Below are 16,728 nucleotides of genomic sequence, written 5' to 3'. Positions count from 1 at the left end.
CATGGAACCACAACCCCTCACACGCGTCCTGGTCGCGAACCGGGGCGAGATAGCTGCGCGGATCATCCGGGCGTGTTTCGACGAGGGCCTGGAGACCGTCCTGGCCTGCTCGGCCGCCGACACCGAGACGCTGGCGGCTCGACTCGCCGACCACGTCGTCGTGATCGGTCCGGCCGCCGCGGCCGAGAGCTACCTCGACATCCCCCGGGTCGTGCAGGCAGCCCTGTCCACGAATTGCGATGCGCTGCATCCCGGATACGGGTTCCTCTCCGAACGGCCCGAGCTCGTCGACGCCTGCGAGGACAACGGGATCGTCTATGTCGGACCGCCGGCGGAGATCATGCGGCGCGCCGGTTCCAAACTCGGAGCACGAGCGGTTGCCGAGAAGGTCGGCATTCCGACGGGTGCCGGCTCCAGCGGGCTCGCCGACGCCGAGGAAGCCGTCGCTGTCGCCCGCTCGCTGGACTTCCCGTTGCTGATGAAGGCTTCCGCGGGTGGCGGTGGACGAGGGATGACCATCCTGCGCTCCGCCGACGAGGTGGTGTCGGCGTTCAACCGATCGAGCATCGAAGCCGAACGCGCCTTCGGCGACGGCACGCTCTATCTCGAGCCGTACGTCGAGAAGGCCCGGCACGTCGAGGTCCAGATCCTCGCCGACACCCACGGCAACGTGTGTCATCTGGGCGAGCGGGACTGCTCGACGCAGCGGCGCTACCAGAAGATCATCGAAGAGGCACCGGCGGTGGGACTGCCCGCCGCACTGGTCGAAGACATCCGCTCGGCGGCGGTCGACCTCTGTCGCGGACTGGATTACGTCGGTGCCGGCACCGTTGAGTTCCTGGTGGACGCCGAGAAGAACCGTTTCATCTTCCTCGAGGTGAACGCGCGCGTGCAGGTCGAACACCCGATCTCGGAGGAGATCACGGGCATCGACATCGTGCGCGAGCAGTTGCGGATCGCCCGCGGACTCCCGTTGTCGTTCACCCAGGACGAGGTCGTCGTGACCGGCCATGCGATCGAATGCCGGCTCAACGCCGAGGACGCCGCGCGGGACTTCGCCCCCACCCCCGGGTCGGTCACCGAGTGGACGGTGCCGAGCGGCGAGGGTGTGCGGATCGACACCTTCATGCATGCGGGTGCGGTGGTGGCGCCGTGGTACGACTCGTTGCTGGCCAAGGTGATCGTGCACGCCGACACCCGGGAGGAAGCCATCGACCGGATGCGACGTGTGCTCGCGAAGATCCGCATCGGCGGTGTCAGCACCACGGCAAACATCCACCAGGCCATCCTCGCCCACCCCGAGTTCGCCGCAGCCCCCGTGACCACCAAGTGGCTCGAAGATGCGTTCCTGTCCGGGTGGGAGGCGTCAGCCACGCCTTCGCCGGCCCCGGCCACATCGTCGGGCGCGTCCAAAGGAGAGAAATGACAATCGAATTCGTCGATCAGACCCTTCGTGACGGCCAGCAGAGCCTGTGGGGCATGCGCCTTCGTGCCTACGAAGCAGCCGGCGCGCTCCCCCATCTCCAGAAAGCCGGATACCGGACCATCGACCTCACCGGTGCCGGGATGTTCACGGTTTTACTCCGTGAGTACGCTGATGATCCCTGGGCGACACTGGACTTCCTCGTCGCCGGCCTGCCGGGCAACGAATTGCGTTCCGGCCTGCGCACGCTGAGCTGCGTCGGCTTCGCACCCACGCCGCAGGCGATCATGGATCTGTGGATCCAGACCCTGATCAAGCACGGCGCCACCAGTTTCTGGCTGTATGACTGCCTGTACGACATGCCACTGATGAAACACATGGTCGATGTCGTCCGCGACGCCGGCGGACAACCGGTCCCCGCGATCATGTACGGCCTCACCGCCGTGCATGACGACGCCTACTTCGCCGACCGTGCGCGCGAGATGGCGTCGTGGGAAGGCGTCGAGTCGATCTACCTCGAGGACGCCGCGGGCGTCCTGAAGCCGGAGCGGGCGCGGACGCTCCTCCCGGCGATCCGCGAGGCCACCGGGACCATCCCGCTCGAATTGCATTGCCACAACACGACGAATCTCGCGCAGCACAACTACATCGTCGGCGTGGAAAGCGGTTTCAGCCGTCTACACACCGCCTCGCGGCCGATGGCCAACGGCCCGTCGTTGCCGTCCACCGAGTCGATGGCGACGATCGTGGAACACATGGGGCGTACGCACGGCCTCGACACGTCCACCTTCGCGCCTGTTGCCGCCCATTTCGAGCAGGTCGCACGCGACGCGGGCCGGGCCACCGGCACCCCCGCCGAGTACGACCCGCGGATGTACGACCATCAGCTGCCCGGCGGCATGACCGGTACGCTGATCAACCAGCTCGCGAAGCACGGTATGGGACATCGGTTCCCCGAGGTGCTCGAGGCGATCCCCCAGGTGCGCGTCGAGCTCGGCTCGCCGATCATGGCGACCCCGTTCTCGCAGTTCGTCGGGGTCCAAGCGGTTCTCAACATCATCACTGGTTCGCCCTACTCGATGGTCTCCGACGAGGTGATCCACTACGTTCTCGGTCATTACGGGCCCGTTCCCGCGCCCGTTGCCCCGGACGTGCTCGACAAGATCCTGTCGAATCCCCGTGCGGCGCAACTGCAGAAGTGGGAGCGGCCGGACCCGAGCCTCAAGGAGATCCGGTCGAAGTTCGCTACCGGCATCTCGGACGAGGAACTGCTCATCCGGTTCATGATGTCCGACGAAGAGGTCGACGCGATGCTGGCGCGCGGCCCGCTGCGCGTCGACCGTCGGCGCAGCTCTGACCGGATCGTCGAGTCGGTCGTCGAGCTGCTCGGCGAATCCGATGGCGGTACCTCGTTTTCGGTGAGTACGCCAGAGTTCAGCGTCAGTGCGGGACGGGGTGCTCGATGACGGAGCCGAATTCCACTGTCACAGTCGAACGAGACGGGCCGGTCACGTGGCTGACCCTCAATCGGCCCGAGCGTTTGAACGCATTGTCCGACGACATGCTGCACCGACTCGGCGACGAACTCACTGCGACCCTGGACACCGACGCCAGCGTCGTCGTGATCAACGGTGCCGGGCGTGCGTTCTGCGCGGGCTACGATGTTGCGCCGGACTCGGCGGAGGTCGGTTACGCCGCGACGCGGACGCCGGTCGAGGATCGTGATCGCCTCCTCGGCAACATCGAACTCTTCACCCGCATCTGGCGACATCGGCAACCGGTCATCGCCGCGGTGCACGGACACTGTGTCGCCGGTGGCGCGCAGCTCGCCTCCATGTGCGACATCACGATCGTCGCGGACGACGCGAACATCATGACCTCACCCGCCCTCCCCCTCGGCGGTGGCTACCTGTCGCCGCTGTGGGTACACCGCGTCGGAGGTCAGCGGGCCAAGATGATGTCGATGGACGCGGGCCGCCGGATCTCCGGGGTCACCGCAGCCGAGTGGGGCTGGGCGGCCGAAGCCGTTCCGGCGGCCGATCTCCACGAGTTCGTCCGTCGCACCGCCCATTCGATCGCCCGCACTCCAGGACCCCTTCTGCGACTGAAGAAGGAAGCGGTCAACCGGGCGATGGAACTCGAGGGCATCCTCACCTACGCACGGATGGGCGCCGAGACCGACGCCTTGCTCCACCTCACACCCGAGGTACAGCACGTTCAGGGGCGAATTCGCGAGGTCGGCCTCAAAGCCGCCATCGCAGAGTTCAATTCCGACTTCGAGTCCCGGTTCGGGCAGGGGCGCGCACGATGACCAGCCCGGCGCTTCCCGCATACGACGACCTGCCCGCGCTCGGCGACCTGGGGGTCCGACATTCGTGGGGGTTGCTGCCCGAGAATCTCGGCACTCTCGCGCTGATCGGACCCGAGCAGGTGCAACGCGCCGTTCGCACCGTCGTAGACGGTGAAAGCTACGCACTCAGTGAGCCGATGAGCACCTTCCCCACCCCGATGTTCGGTCGCGACGGTCTGCGGCACGAGATCGTCGAAGTAGGTCGAAACGAGCTCGAGGACGTGTTCGATCGTTGGAATCCGCAGGCGTACTCGCAGATCGACGGATTGGCGCATGTCCGTGCTCGTGAACACGGGTTCTACGGCGGCCACACCGACACCGGCGTTGCCCGGGACCGACTCGGGATGCATCACTGGGCCACCCGGGGGATCGTGGGTCGAGGAGTGCTGATCGATGTGGAGCGGACGCGTCGAGGATGCGGGACGGACGAAGGGCCGGGTTCGGGATCGGCCATCACCCACGAGGAACTCCGCCATGTCGCTGCCGAGCAGGGGGTGACCATCGAGCCCGGCGACATCGTACTCGTTCGAACCGGTTGGCTGGAGTGCTACCGCCAGGCCCCGGACTCGTTCCCCACCACCGCGTGGAACGGGCTGCACGCCGGTGAGCAGACCGCGCGGTTCCTCTGGGACAGCGGAATTGCCATGGTGGGCGCCGACAACCCGGCCGTCGAATGCGCGCCGGGCTCCCGGGAGGCGGGCTCCCTGCACCGCCGGTTGCTCCCCTCGCTGGGGATGTCACTTCTGGAACTCCTTCGCCTCGACGAGCTCGCCGCTGCATGCGCCGCCCGGGGGCGGTGGGAATTCCTGTTCACGGCGGCACCGGTGCCGGTGGAGGGCGCGGTGAGCTCACCGGCCAACGCACTCGCGGTGCTCTGACCCCCGGCGGACCCTGATTCAGCACGACTATCAAAATCAAACGTTTGGTGGAATACAATGACAACGGACACCCTCGACGTAGGTCGGGACATCGAAGCCTTCGCCGTCCGTGCGGAACGATGGCTCGCCGACGCGGTACCGGCGCGGTGGAAGAACGACCGCGGCTCGCTCACGAGCCACGAGATGGACGAGATCCGGCGCGAGTGGGATTTCATCCTGTGGAAAGGCGGCTATTCCGGCCTATCGATCCCCGTGGAATACGGCGGCCAGGGACTCGGACTCGCCGAAGAGATCCTCTTCCACGTCCTCGCGGGCACCGCGGCCGCACCCGACGGATTGGCCCGGGTGGGCAAGTCCCTGGTGACCCCCATGCTGATCAACAGCGGTACGGAAGCCCAACGCGCCGCTTATATTCCGTCGATAATGAACGGCACCGACGTCTGGTGCCAGGGATTCTCCGAACCACAAGCCGGTTCCGACATGGCCAATATCCAAACCCGGGCGCGGGCGGTCGACAGCGGGTATCTGCTGAACGGCACGAAGACCTGGACCTCCTTCGCGCAGCACGCCCGGCGGTGCTTCGTGCTGGCGCAGACGAAGCCGGACGCAGGCCGCTACCGGAACCTGTCGATGTTCCTGGTCGATATGGAGCAGGCCGGCGTGTCGATCAGCGACATCAAGCAGATGTCCGGCGCAGTCCACTTCGCCGAGACCCGTTTCGAGGACGTCTTCGTCTCCGAGGCTGACCGGGTCGGTGCCGACGGTGACGGCTGGCAGGTCGCGATGCGCGTGCTGGGCAACGAGCGCGGCGGCATCGAGACGGCTGCTCGCTACGTCGAGATCCGGTCGGATGTCGATGCGCTGCAATCGGTTCTCGGCGACGATCCGCGCTTCGCGGATCAGCTGCAGAAGCTCGACATCCGCACCGAACTGGTGCGGTGGCAGCTGGCCAAGATCGCTGACCTCGAGGAGGCAGGTGACGAGCACCGGCTCAACCGGGCAGGCGCCGTGCTCAAGCTGATGTGGAGCGAACTCTGGCAGGACGTCACCCGACTCGGCGTCACCAACGGCCCGCTTCGGCAGCATCAGCACTGGACCTATCAGTATTTCGAGGCCCGCGCGGTGACGATCTACGGCGGCTCGAGTGAGATCCAACGAAACATTCTGTCCGAGCGCGTACTCGGACTTCCGCGATGAGCAAGGTCAGGGACCAGAGATGACATACACGATGATGACGGCACCTTCGGAGATCGGTGAACTGGGTGCGCAAGGCATCCGGGACATGGTCCGGAAAGCGACCGCCCAGACACCCGTGGCGGTCTACGTCGAAGCCGCTGAACCGCCGGTCTCCTGGTCGGCCATCAGCGACGCCGGATGGGACGGCGTGGGCATCGTCGAAGACCAGGACGGCGCCACGGTGCGAGACCTGATCGAAATCGCGCGCGAGTGGGGTTTCGGGTGCATCCCCCAGCCCCTGGTCCCGAGCATCCTGGCCAAACGCCTGTCGCCGCTGGCGCGGACGGTCGCCGGTCCGGTCACGTTCGCGGTGCCACGGGGTGGAGAGTCCTTCATCCCGGGTGGAACGGTGCCCGGGGTCCTGATAGCGACGTCGCTCGATGGCGACGAGGCCGGCGACCTGGTCGCCGTCCCGACCGGCGAACCCGACGGTCTCGACCTGGTCGGTCGCGGTGTCCGAACCGCCGATGCGACAACACACTTCGGCCTCGACGCTACCCGCGAGATATCGCTGGTACTCACTGCGGAAGCACTCGGATGCGCCGAACGCCTGCTCGCGGAATCCATCTCCTACGTCCAACAACGCGAGCAGTTCGGCAGACCGGTCGGCTCGTTCCAGGCCGTCAAGCACAAACTCGCCGACGCGGCCATAGCCGTGGAAAGCGCGGAGACGGCACTCATCTGGGGGTCACAGCGCCCGGCGGACGCCCTGCGTACCGCAGCCTTCGCGGCAGACCGTTGCATCGACGTCGCCGAAATCGCGGTGCAGACACATGGCGGACTAGGGTTCACCTGGGAAGCGGGACTCCATTTCCCCTATCGCAGGATTCTCTCCGCCCAGCTCACCGCAACCTCCCTCACGACAGCGCAGGCGCCCGACCTCACCGCCTGACGACGACAACCTCCTGGTCGAAATCGTTGCGATACAACCGAATCAACACATTCCTGGCGCCGCCCTGCCGGCGCACGCCGGCGATGTGACAGCGAGCCACGGAGGTTGACGATATGGCTCGCGTCACATACCTTATTCAAACCACCGTTTGATGGAAAAGGAACGACCACGATGAACCCAACGAACAGCCCGAACGAGTACGACGTCGTCGTGGTCGGTGCGGGTTTCTCCGGCCTGTACGCAGCGCATCGACTGACGACGGCGGGGTACGAGGTGCACGGATTCGAATCGGGCGAGCACGTCGGCGGCGTTTGGAACTGGAACCGGTACCCAGGCGCCCGCACCGACTCGCTGCACGAGACCTACCAGTATTCGTTCGACAAGGACTTTGCGCTCCGCGCGCACTACACCGACATCCACCCGCTCCAGCCGGAGGTCCTGACCTACCTCAACACGTTCGCCGACGAGTACGGGGTACGGTCGCTCTTCTCCTTCGGCACCCGGGTCGAGTCCGCCGTCTACGACGCCGAGGCGAACCGCTGGCACTTCACGACCAGCACCGGAGAAGAAGCCACCGCAACGTATTTCGTCACCGGCCTCGGCCTCGTGTCGGCACCGTTGATCCCGAACACGCCGGGCTTCGACCAGTTCACCGGCCAGGTCGTGCACACCTCCCGGTGGCCCGAGGAGGGCGTCGATTTCGCCGGCAAGAAGGTCGCGGTCATCGGCACCGGCTCCAGCGGCGTCCAGGTCGCGCCGGCGATCGTCGATGAGGTCGCCGAACTGACCGTGTTCCAGCGCACCCCGAACTGGTGTCCCCCGACCGGGCACCGCGCGGTGACCGACGCCGACCGCGCCGCACTGAAAGACGACTTCGACGGCGTGTGGTCGAAGGTCCGCCAGCACGCGGCCGCGTGGCCCTGGGAACCCACCGGGCGCAGCCTGTTCGATGTGAGCGTCGAGGACCGCGAGGCGATTTTCGAGAAGTGCTGGCAGCGCGGCGGTTTCTCACTGTTGTTCGAGACGTTCGACGACGTCCTCGTGTCGAAGGAGGCCAACGACATCCTCTGCGACTTCGCGGCCCGCAAGGTGAGGCAGATCGTCGAAGACCCCGCGATCGCGGAGAAACTCGTCCCCGATCATCCCTATGGCGCCAAGCGGCCGCCGGCCTCAGATGGTTACCTCGAGATGTTCAATCGCGACAACGTCCGTCTGGTGGACGTCCGGGAGACACCCATCGAAAGCTACACAGAGAACGGAATCCGTACCAGCGCGGAGACCTTCGACTTCGACATCGTCGTGCTCGCGACCGGCTTCGACGCCGTGTCGGGCGCCTTCACCCGGATGGACATCCGTGGTCTCGGCGGCGAGAGCCTCGCCGACCGATGGAACACGGAGGGACCGAAGACGTTCATCGGACTCGCGGTTCACGGATTCCCGAACCTGTTGATGGTCGCCGGGCCGCAGAGCCCCTTCTCCAACCTCCCGCCGGGCGCTCAGGCTGCCGGGGACTGGATCGCCGATGCGATCGCCCACTTCCGGCGCGAGGGAATCGACGCTTTCCACCCGACGCTCGAGGCGCAGGAATCCTGGAACGACCACGTGCAGGAGGTCGCTCTCGCGGGTCTGACCGCATACGGTCGGGACGCGAACTCTTGGGCGGTGGGCGCGAACATCGAGGGCAAGCCGCGGGTTTACAGCGTCTACTACGCGGGCTTCAAGGAGTACGCGGACCGGTGCGATGCAGAGGCCGCGCAAAAATATCCCAATTTCGTGGCCCTGCGCGTCTCCGAAGCGGTGAGCTGACGTGAAGGGTTGGCAGCTGGTCCGCCCGGGCGCGCCACTGGAACTCGTCGAGAAGGCGGAGCCCCAACCACGGTCAGGGCAGGTCCTCGTCGAGGTCCGCGCCGCCGGAATCTGCCACAGCGACATCGGATTCCTCGACGGCTCGATCGCGTCAATGCTCGACCACATGCCGATCATCCTGGGTCACGAGGTCGCCGGAGTGATCAGCGCGGTGGGTCCCGGGGTGACCGACTTCGCGGTCGGCGACCGCGTGGGGATCGCCGGCCTGGGTCTCGACGCACCCGGCATCGTCGCCGATGGAGGATTCGGCGAGCGGGTCATCGGCAAGGTCGATCAGCTGGTGCGAATTCCCGACGGAGTCGATTTCGCGCAGGCGGCCGCGGGAACCGACGCCGGTCAGACAACCCGCCACGCCCTGCGCAAGGGCAAGGTCGAAGGTGGCTCCCGGGTGGGCATCGTCGGACTCGGCGGTCTGGGCATGACCGCTGCCCGGATCGCGGTGCTCCTGGGCGCCGAGGTCTACGCCGCCGAGCCCAATCGCGCGGTCTGGGACCGTGCCCGCCAGTCCGGCGTTCTCGACGTCGTCGACGACGTCCTCGAGCTGGCGCGGTTCGAGCTGGACACGATCATCGACCTGGCCGGATTCGGAAGCACGACTGCAGGAGCCATCGAGGTCGTCAACCCCGGAGGCACGGTCGTCCAGGTGGGTCTCGGTGTCACCGAGGCGACCATCAACACGTCGTCGCTGATCAGCAAGCAAGTCACCCTCATCGGCTCGCTGGGCGGGTCCTACGCGGACACCGAGGATGTCTACCGGCTCCTCGGCGAGGGCCATCTGGAGATGGCCGTCGACCGAATCGGGTTCGACGACATCCCGAGCGGACTCGATCGCCTCCATCGCGGCGAGGTGGTCGGTCGCCTGATCGCCGAGTACAGCTGACCGCGCGGCGGAAGGGATCACCATGACACTCGAAATGTCCTGTGCGCTGGCGACATCGATGTCGTCGCCGGAACACATCCGGGTCGCCGAGCATCTCGGCTACAAACGCGCGTATCTCTACGACTCACCGCCGCTGTACCCGGATGTCTGGATGCAGCTCGCGCGAGCGGCCGACGTGACCGAACAGATCATCATCGGCCCCTCGGGACTCATCCCGAGCAACCGCGGACTGATGACCAACGCATCGGCGATCTCGACGCTGGTCGGCCTGGTCGGACAGGATCGCGTGTCCGTGGCGGTCGGTACCGGAATGTCGGCGCGACTGGCCATGGGGAAGCGACCGATGAAGTGGTCGGATGTCGCAGCCTATGTCGTCGCGTTGCGGGCCCTGCTGCGGGGTGAGGTCACCACGTGGGAGGACCGGCCGGTCCGCATGCTCCACGATGACGGATTCGCCACCCTGCCCATCGAAGTCGAGATCCTGCTCGCCGTCTCGGGTCCGAAGGGCATCGCAGCGGCCCGAGAGGTCGGCGACGGGGTCTTTGGTGGGATGGAACCGGTGTCGGCACAGTTCGATCGGCAACCCTGTCTCGCCTTCGGCACCGTCCTCGACCCCGACGAGGAGCCGGGATCGCCGCGCGCCCTGGACGCGGCCGGTCATTTCGCCGCCGTCACCGCCCACTGGGGGATCGAGTTCGGCGGCTTGGACGAGAACTTCCGGGACGCGGAGGCCTGGCAAGCCGCGTACGCCGATGTGCCCGAAGGACAGTTGCATCTGGCCGTCCACAAGTCGCACCTGGTGTCGATCAACGACCGAGACCGGCCGTTCATCGACGGGCGGCGGCTGACCGAACTCCAGCTCGCGCTCGGTCCCGAGGGATGGTCCAACAAGCTACGCAGTCTCGAAGCGGCCGGTGCCACCGAGGTCGCCTACCAACCAGCAGGCGACATCGTCACCGAGCTGGAACGTTTCGCAAAGGCCTGGCCATGGTGAGACCGGATCCCACCACAGAGGCAGATAGGGAGCAGCAATGACCTCTTTCGACGACGCCGTCGTCCTCATCACCGGTGCCGCGCGCGGCCAGGGGCGCAATCACGCGGTCGAGTTCGCCCGCCGCGGAGCGCGCATCATCGCGATCGACGCATGCGCGCAGCTCGACACCGTGACCTATCCGATGTCGACTCCCGACGACCTCGACGAGACCGTGCGCCTCGTCGAGCAGGAAGGCGGGAAGATCGAGCCCTTCGTCGCCGATGTCCGTGATTACGAGCAGTTGGACGCTGCCATCACCACCGGGGTGCAGCGGCTGGGAGGCCTCGACATCGTCGTCGCCAATGCGGGCGTCGTCTCCGTCGCACCGACATTGCAGTTGGAGCCCCAGGCGTGGCGGGACGTCATCGACACAAATCTCAGCGGAGTCTGGTACACGGTCAAGGTGGCGGCTCCCCACATCATCGAGAGCCGGGACAACGGCGCGATCGTCGTCATCGGCTCGACCTCGAGTGTGAAAGCGGTCAACGGCCTCGCGCACTACACCGCCGCCAAGCACGGCCTCGTCGGCCTGACCGAGACCTTCGCCATCGAGTTCGCCGAGCACGGCATCCGCTCGAACCTGGTGCTGCCGACCAACACCGATACGCCGATGCTGGTCAACGACACCGTGTTGAAGCTCTTTCTGCCTCACATCGACAAGCCCACCCGCCAGGACGCCACGGCGGAGGGCTCGGGATTCCGCGCCGCCACCCAGCTCGGGGTCCCGTGGGTCGATCCGGCGGACATCACCGAAGCGGTGCTGTTCCTCGCCTCGTCGGCCGCTCGACACATCACAGGCATCACGCTTCCGGTGGATGCGGGTTACCTGCTCAAGTAGCCGGCGCGCCGACGCCGACCGGGTCCGCGACGACACCCACGCTCGCAGCCAGGTGACGTAGCCTGTCCCGGTGCTCCTCACCGCGGACAGCGTCGCCGGCACCGTGGTCGGTGTCGCCGCCCTGCTCGTCGTGATCGTCGCGACCGTTGTCGCCCAGCGTATTCCGGCCGTGGTGGTGGCCGCACCGGTCGCCGCGTTACTCATCGCGCTCGGTCTCGCCGACCTCCAGGACGCCGCCGACGAGATCACCACGATGGCGCCGACCATCGGCTTCCTGGCCGCGATGCTGGTGGTCGCCGACGCCTGTGCCCGCGCCGGCGTCTTCACCTGGATCGGATCGCTCCTGGCCCGATGGAGCAGGGCCTCGCCACATCGACTGCTGCGCATCGTCTTCCTCGCGGCCGCGGCGACCACCGCGGTCCTCAGCCTCGACACCACGATCGTCCTGCTGACCCCGGTGGCCGTCGCCACCGCACGGCGGATCGGCGCGCGGGTGACACCGGTGGCGTTCGCCAACGCCCACCTGGCCAACACCGCATCGACCCTCATGCCGGTGTCCAACCTGACCAACCTCCTGGCGTTCTCCGCGACCGGGCTGAGCTTCCTCGGTTTCACCGGCGTGATGCTGGCACCCTGGGTCGCCGCGATCGTCGTCGAATACCTGATCTTCCGCCTGTACTTCGCCGATTCGCTCGCGCGCACGGCGCCCGCCTCCGGTTCGGACTCCGGCGAGAACACCGCGGTCGAGGATCCACCCCGCCCCACCCTGATGCTCGCGATGCTCGGGCTGCTCCTGGTCGCCTTCGTCGTGACCGAACCGCTGGGCGTCCCCCTGGCCGCGGTGGCCGGCGTGGGCGCGGTCGCGTTCACCGTGCCGCGGCTGCTCGACGCCCCGCTACCCACCCTGCGGGACACGCTGATCGCGTTGAACATCCCCTTCCTCGGGTTCGTCGCCGTGCTCGGTGTCGTCATCCTCCCGGTCCGAACCGGCCCGATCGGCGACTGGATCGGCGGGTTGATCCCCGGCGAGTCCACACTCCTCGCGCTGCTGGCGGTCGCCGCGCTGGCCGCGGTCCTGGCCAACCTGGTCAACAACCTGCCGGCGACCCTGCTCCTCATCCCGCTCGTCGCGCACGACCCGGGCTTGGTTCTCGCGATGCTCCTCGGGGTCAACCTCGGCCCCAACCTCGCCTACTTCGGGTCGCTGGCCAACCTGCTGTGGCGCGACATCATGCATCGCGACGGTTCCGGTGGGTGCACGGGCGCCCCGACCTCCCGCGAGTACCTCCGCCTCGGCGCACTCACCGTCCCGGCGACGCTCGTCGTCGCGGTGGTCGCCCTCTGGGCGGTGCTGCGGTTCACCTGACGACGGCCCGTGGAGTCACCCGTTCTACGCGCCGGTCGTGACTCGCAGGCGTGGGTGGGTGAAGGCGAAGACGGCGATGAGCAGGGTCGTGACCGTCGCGGCTACCAGCGGCGCTTGTTGGGAAGTCTCGTACAGAGCGGTCGCCGCCGCCGGCGCCACGATGAAGGTGAGGGCGTTCGTGGCGGCGACGAGTCCGGCGACACTGCCCTGCTCGTCGGCGGTGACAGCGAGCGACGCCCCGGCGGTGTACCCCGGCGCAGCCATGCCGAGGCCGACGCCGATGAGGAAGATCGCGACCAGCAGGCCGAGAGCTCCCCAGTCCGGGACCAGCAGACAGAAGCCGCCGAGCGCGATGAGCGCACCGACACGGATGTATCGCACCGGGGACCAGTGCAGTCGCGGTACCGCGATCCCCTGACTGATCACGAGGCCGACGCCGGCGATCAGCAGGGCGATCCCGGTGATGAGGGTGGCCTGCTCGGTGTCGAGCGCGAGGCGGTCCTGGACCAGGAAGCCGACGAGGATCTGGATGAACCCCAGCGCCGTGAACAGCCCGAAGGAAATCAAGAGGAAAGGCCACACCCGCTGATCGGTGAACGACACCCGGCGCGGAGCAACCGTCTCCTCGGCCGGTTCGGCTGGACGCAGCGCGATGACGATCACGAGCAGGGTTGCGGCGAGCATCACGGGCACGGCCCACAGCGGCACCAGGGTCGACACACCTCCCAACAGCCCGCCCGCCGCAGCGCCGACGATCATGGAGGTGCCGGTGGCGGCGCCGATCGCGGCCACGCCTCGTACGCGCTCGTCGACGGTGGGCGTGACCGAGGCGATGTAGGCCTGAGCGGTGGGGATCACCGCCGCCTCGGACAGGCCGAACCACACGCCCCGGACCAGCAGCATCACCACGAAAACGGCACCGGCCGACAGGGCGCCCTCGACGCCTGCCTGTGCGGCCGCGGCGAACACGACCATCGCGCACGTCCCGCTGGCGACCGTGGCCGTCAGGATGCGTTTGGGGCCGACCCGCTGAGACAGCCGACCCCAGATGGGACCGGCCACCGCGATACATGCCGCCGCAGTGGACACCACGAGCCCGACCTGCCACTCCGCGATTCCGATCTCACGTGACAGTGGCGCGATCAACGGGGTCATGACCATCATGGCGGTGTATGTCAGGAACACCGTCGCGACCACCAGACGAACCTGCCGCCGCCTCGCCGCCTGGGATGTTCCGTGCACTGCTGACGGGGCGGTGGTCACGCGTCGCCTTTCGCTGGGGAGGCGGTCCGGCGGTGGTGGGCGGGGCCCGCATCCTCGACGTGAGGGGGGTACGGATGGGTTGCGTTCATACTCGTGTCCTCCGTATGTCGTTCTGCCACAGCGCATGTCGACGCCACGGTTGGCTTGCCTGCTGGTATCCGCGGTAGCGGGTGCGGCCGTGGTGTCCGCTGCTCAGCCCCGCGGGCGCTCCACGTCGACGACCACCTCTTCCCGCGGGCGCGCCACCCAATGTAACTTAGGCTTACCTAATTATCGACAGCGGGCTGATGCCGATGCGCGCGCGGGGCGACCGGGACGCACACGGATGGCAGGTCCTCGATCCGGTTCCTACCATGACCACATGCTCACCGCGCTCGTGTCCTTCGTCGTCACCGCGACGCTGATCGTGCTGCTGCCGGGTCCGGACACGCTGGTGGTTCTGCGCGGAGTGGTACGCGGAGGACGCGGAGAGGCGATGCGCACCGCCGCCGGGGTCGTGTGCGGGCTGATGGTCTGGGTCACCGCGGCCGTGCTCGGCCTGTCGGCGCTGCTGCAGGCCAGCCAGACCGGCTACGAGATCCTCAAGATCATCGGAGCCTGCTACCTCGTGTGGATGGGTATCAGCTCGGTCCGCGCGTTGCTGCGGGCCGCACCCGACCTCGCGGCCGCTCAGGAGGCCGCCGCGCCACCGGCCGACCGAAGGGACGGGCTGCTGTTCTCGGGCTTCACCGCCGGATTGCTCACCAACATGCTCAACCCGAAGATCGGCATCCTGTTCATCAGTCTCCTGCCCGGCTTCGTGCCGGACGGGTACTCGACGGGATGGACGACCCTCGGGCTGGGGGCCACCTACATCGCCCTCACCGCGGCGTACTTCACCGGGCTGGTGGGCGCGGCCGGCCGCATCGCGGGATGGCTCCAGAGCGCACGAATCCGCCGTCGCGTCGAAGCGATCGGCGGAGTCGCGTTGATCGGGCTCGGAGTGCGCCTCGCACTCGAGAGCTGATCAGACCGCGGCGGTCTCGTGTGCCGCCGCCGCGGCCTTGGCCCAGCGATAGTCGGCCTTGCCTGCCGGGGTCCGCTTGACCTCGTCGACGAAGACGACGGTGCGCGGAACCTTGTAGCGGGCCAGGCTCTCCCGGCAGTGGTCCTGGATCTCCTCGAGCGACGGCTCGTCGGACCCCTCGGCGACGGCGATGACCGCGGCGACGCGCTGCCCGTACTTCTCGTCGGGAACCGGGACCACCAGCGCGTCGGCGATCGCGGGGTGCCCGTGCAGCGCGGCCTCGACCTCCTCGGCGTAGACCTTCTCACCACCGGTGTTGATGCACTGGGAGCCACGTCCGAGAAAGACGATCGACCCGTCGGCCTCCACCGTGCCCATGTCGCCCAGGATCGAGATCCGGGTTCCGTCGGCCAGCGTCGGGAACGTCTTCGCCGTCTTCTCCTCGTCCTTGTAATAGCCGAGCGGGACGTTGCCGATGCGCGCGATGTAGCCGACCTCCCCCGACCCGGGCTCGATCTTGTTGTGCCGCTCGTCCACCACCATCATCCGGTCGGTCGGCGGGACCTTCAGGTTCCCGTTCTCGTCCATCATGATCTCGCCGTCGTTCCCCGACTCCGACGCCCCGAAGTTGTCGCGCAGCACCAGATCCGGCTTCACCGCGAGCATGCGGTCACGCACGTGCTGGGACCAGATCGCACCGCCGGAGGTGATCGAGAACATCGACGACAGGTCGACGGCGTCCTTGCGCTTCTCGAGCTCCTCGACGAGGGGCATGCCCATGGCGTCCCCGACGATGAGGACGATGTTCACCTTCTCCTTCTCGATCTCGGTGACGATGGCCTCGGGATCGAAATCCCGCTGGATGACCAGGCGTCCGCCGAGGGTGAAGAACGTGAAGAGCGAGTACGACGCCGCGCCGTGCATGAGCGGGGCCGCGAGCAGGAACGCGATGGGCGGGAAATCCTTGACCGCCGTGCCGATCTCCTCCAGATCCCGGCGGGCCTCTCCGTACGGGTTCCCGCCGGAGAGCGGCTTGCGGAAGAAGTCGTCGTGCTGCCACATGACGCCCTTCGGGTACCCCGTGGTGCCGCCGGTGTAGAGCAGGTACAGCTCCTCGCCGTTGCGCGGCTCGAAGTCCCGGCCGTCCGGTGTGGATTCCGCATCGGCGAAGGACACGATCTCGACGACGCGACCTTCGGGCAGGTCGGCAGCTGCCGCACGCAGTTCCTCGACGACGTCACCGATGACGAAGACCGTACGCACGGTGGGCGTCTCGGCGAGAAGTGCCGCCACACTGCGCTGATGCTCGGGCAGTTCGACGATGATCGCGCGGGAGTCGGAGTTGTCGAAGATGTACTGCAGTTCGGCGTTGGTGTAGCGGTAGTTCACGTTGACCGGAACGGCACGGACCTTCAGCAGCCCCAGCAGGCTCGTCACGTGCTCGACGCTGTTCTTCAGGAACAGGGCGACGTTGTCGAACGCGCCGATCCCCGCGCCGGCGAACAGATGTGCCACCTGGTTGGAGAGGGTGTCGAGTTCGGCGTAGCTGATCTGGCGACCCTGGTAGCTGAGCGCGATCCGCTCGGGCACCGAGTCGGCCACGGTCTCGAAGACATCGGCGAGGTTGAACTTCATCGTGCGCGCTCCTTGGTCATACGGAGTGGGTGGATCGAGTGGAAGAGCATCGGATGTCGCGG

14 protein-coding genes are annotated in these 16,728 nt (G+C 67.2%); 12 read left to right on the top strand and 2 right to left on the bottom strand.

Annotated features, from left to right (window positions below; genetic code table 11):
- Position 1: 1 nt before the first annotated feature.
- The 11 genes from AC3B5T_RS11095 to AC3B5T_RS11045 all read left to right on the top strand — a co-directional run bounded on the left by AC3B5T_RS11095 (position 2) and on the right by AC3B5T_RS11045 (position 12,762).
- Entirely contained in the window at positions 2-1,426 is a 1,425-nt protein-coding gene (locus AC3B5T_RS11095) for an acetyl-CoA carboxylase biotin carboxylase subunit (RefSeq protein ID WP_488358675.1), read from the top strand.
- Complete coding sequence (locus AC3B5T_RS11090) at positions 1,423-2,889, top strand: carboxyltransferase (RefSeq protein ID WP_488358674.1); 1,467 nt, start codon at positions 1,423-1,425, stop codon at positions 2,887-2,889. The genes AC3B5T_RS11095 and AC3B5T_RS11090 overlap by 4 nt, the downstream gene beginning before the upstream one ends.
- Entirely contained in the window at positions 2,886-3,734 is an 849-nt protein-coding gene (locus tag AC3B5T_RS11085) for an enoyl-CoA hydratase-related protein (RefSeq protein WP_488358673.1), read from the top strand. The genes AC3B5T_RS11090 and AC3B5T_RS11085 overlap by 4 nt, the downstream gene beginning before the upstream one ends.
- On the top strand, positions 3,731-4,651 hold the full coding sequence (locus AC3B5T_RS11080; RefSeq protein WP_488358672.1) for a cyclase family protein: 921 nt from the start codon (positions 3,731-3,733) through the stop codon (positions 4,649-4,651). Before AC3B5T_RS11085 ends, AC3B5T_RS11080 begins: the two co-directional genes overlap by 4 nt.
- A 57-nt stretch (positions 4,652-4,708) precedes the next feature.
- Positions 4,709-5,848, top strand: a complete 1,140-nt coding sequence (locus tag AC3B5T_RS11075) for an acyl-CoA dehydrogenase family protein (RefSeq protein ID WP_488358671.1) — start codon at positions 4,709-4,711, stop codon at positions 5,846-5,848.
- A gap of 19 nt (positions 5,849-5,867) precedes the next feature.
- The gene (locus AC3B5T_RS11070) at positions 5,868-6,779 is read left to right on the top strand and encodes an acyl-CoA dehydrogenase family protein (protein WP_488358670.1); all 912 of its coding nucleotides are present in this window, start codon (positions 5,868-5,870) and stop codon (positions 6,777-6,779) included.
- Between the two features lie 105 nt (positions 6,780-6,884).
- Positions 6,885-8,585 (top strand): flavin-containing monooxygenase, encoded by a 1,701-nt coding sequence (locus tag AC3B5T_RS11065; RefSeq protein ID WP_488358669.1) that lies wholly within the window; start codon positions 6,885-6,887, stop codon positions 8,583-8,585.
- A 1-nt stretch (position 8,586) separates the two neighbouring features.
- Positions 8,587-9,525: a zinc-binding dehydrogenase gene (locus tag AC3B5T_RS11060; RefSeq protein ID WP_488358668.1), complete on the top strand. Its 939-nt coding sequence runs from the start codon at positions 8,587-8,589 to the stop codon at positions 9,523-9,525.
- A gap of 22 nt (positions 9,526-9,547) precedes the next feature.
- Complete coding sequence (locus tag AC3B5T_RS11055; RefSeq protein ID WP_488358667.1) at positions 9,548-10,519, top strand: LLM class flavin-dependent oxidoreductase; 972 nt, start codon at positions 9,548-9,550, stop codon at positions 10,517-10,519.
- A gap of 37 nt (positions 10,520-10,556) precedes the next feature.
- Complete coding sequence (locus tag AC3B5T_RS11050; protein ID WP_488358666.1) at positions 10,557-11,396, top strand: mycofactocin-coupled SDR family oxidoreductase; 840 nt, start codon at positions 10,557-10,559, stop codon at positions 11,394-11,396.
- Between the two features lie 70 nt (positions 11,397-11,466).
- Entirely contained in the window at positions 11,467-12,762 is a 1,296-nt protein-coding gene (locus AC3B5T_RS11045) for an SLC13 family permease (protein ID WP_488358665.1), read from the top strand.
- Between the two features lie 24 nt (positions 12,763-12,786).
- Here the strand turns inward: AC3B5T_RS11045 and AC3B5T_RS11040 are convergent, their stop codons facing one another.
- Positions 12,787-14,025, bottom strand: coding sequence for an MFS transporter (locus tag AC3B5T_RS11040; RefSeq protein ID WP_488358664.1), 1,239 nt, complete (start codon positions 14,023-14,025; stop codon positions 12,787-12,789).
- Between the two features lie 361 nt (positions 14,026-14,386).
- Here AC3B5T_RS11040 and AC3B5T_RS11035 point away from each other — a divergent pair, with 361 nt between their 5' ends.
- A complete protein-coding gene (locus AC3B5T_RS11035; RefSeq protein ID WP_488358663.1) occupies positions 14,387-15,031 on the top strand; it encodes a LysE family translocator in 645 nt (214 codons plus the stop codon).
- Here the strand turns inward: AC3B5T_RS11035 and AC3B5T_RS11030 are convergent, their stop codons facing one another.
- Positions 15,032-16,666 (bottom strand): acyl-CoA synthetase, encoded by a 1,635-nt coding sequence (locus AC3B5T_RS11030; protein ID WP_488358662.1) that lies wholly within the window; start codon positions 16,664-16,666, stop codon positions 15,032-15,034.
- Positions 16,667-16,728: the final 62 nt, after the last annotated feature.

The organism is Gordonia sp. G4 (assembly GCF_057770005.1).
This window is presented reverse-complemented; position numbering and strand designations above follow the sequence as displayed.

Excerpts from the sequence above, each read along its gene's own strand:
- AC3B5T_RS11095 (WP_488358675.1), top strand. The coding sequence starts at position 2 with ATGGAACCACAACCCCTCACACGCGTCCTGGTCGCGAACCGGGGCGAG.
- AC3B5T_RS11035 (WP_488358663.1), top strand. The coding sequence starts at position 14,387 with ATGCTCACCGCGCTCGTGTCCTTCGTCGTCACCGCGACGCTGATCGTG.
- AC3B5T_RS11030 (WP_488358662.1), bottom strand. The coding sequence starts at position 16,666 with ATGAAGTTCAACCTCGCCGATGTCTTCGAGACCGTGGCCGACTCGGTG.
- AC3B5T_RS11075 (WP_488358671.1), top strand. The coding sequence starts at position 4,709 with ATGACAACGGACACCCTCGACGTAGGTCGGGACATCGAAGCCTTCGCC.
- AC3B5T_RS11080 (WP_488358672.1), top strand. The coding sequence starts at position 3,731 with ATGACCAGCCCGGCGCTTCCCGCATACGACGACCTGCCCGCGCTCGGC.
- AC3B5T_RS11085 (WP_488358673.1), top strand. The coding sequence starts at position 2,886 with ATGACGGAGCCGAATTCCACTGTCACAGTCGAACGAGACGGGCCGGTC.
- AC3B5T_RS11090 (WP_488358674.1), top strand. The coding sequence starts at position 1,423 with ATGACAATCGAATTCGTCGATCAGACCCTTCGTGACGGCCAGCAGAGC.
- AC3B5T_RS11070 (WP_488358670.1), top strand. The coding sequence starts at position 5,868 with ATGACATACACGATGATGACGGCACCTTCGGAGATCGGTGAACTGGGT.
- AC3B5T_RS11050 (WP_488358666.1), top strand. The coding sequence starts at position 10,557 with ATGACCTCTTTCGACGACGCCGTCGTCCTCATCACCGGTGCCGCGCGC.
- AC3B5T_RS11055 (WP_488358667.1), top strand. The coding sequence starts at position 9,548 with ATGACACTCGAAATGTCCTGTGCGCTGGCGACATCGATGTCGTCGCCG.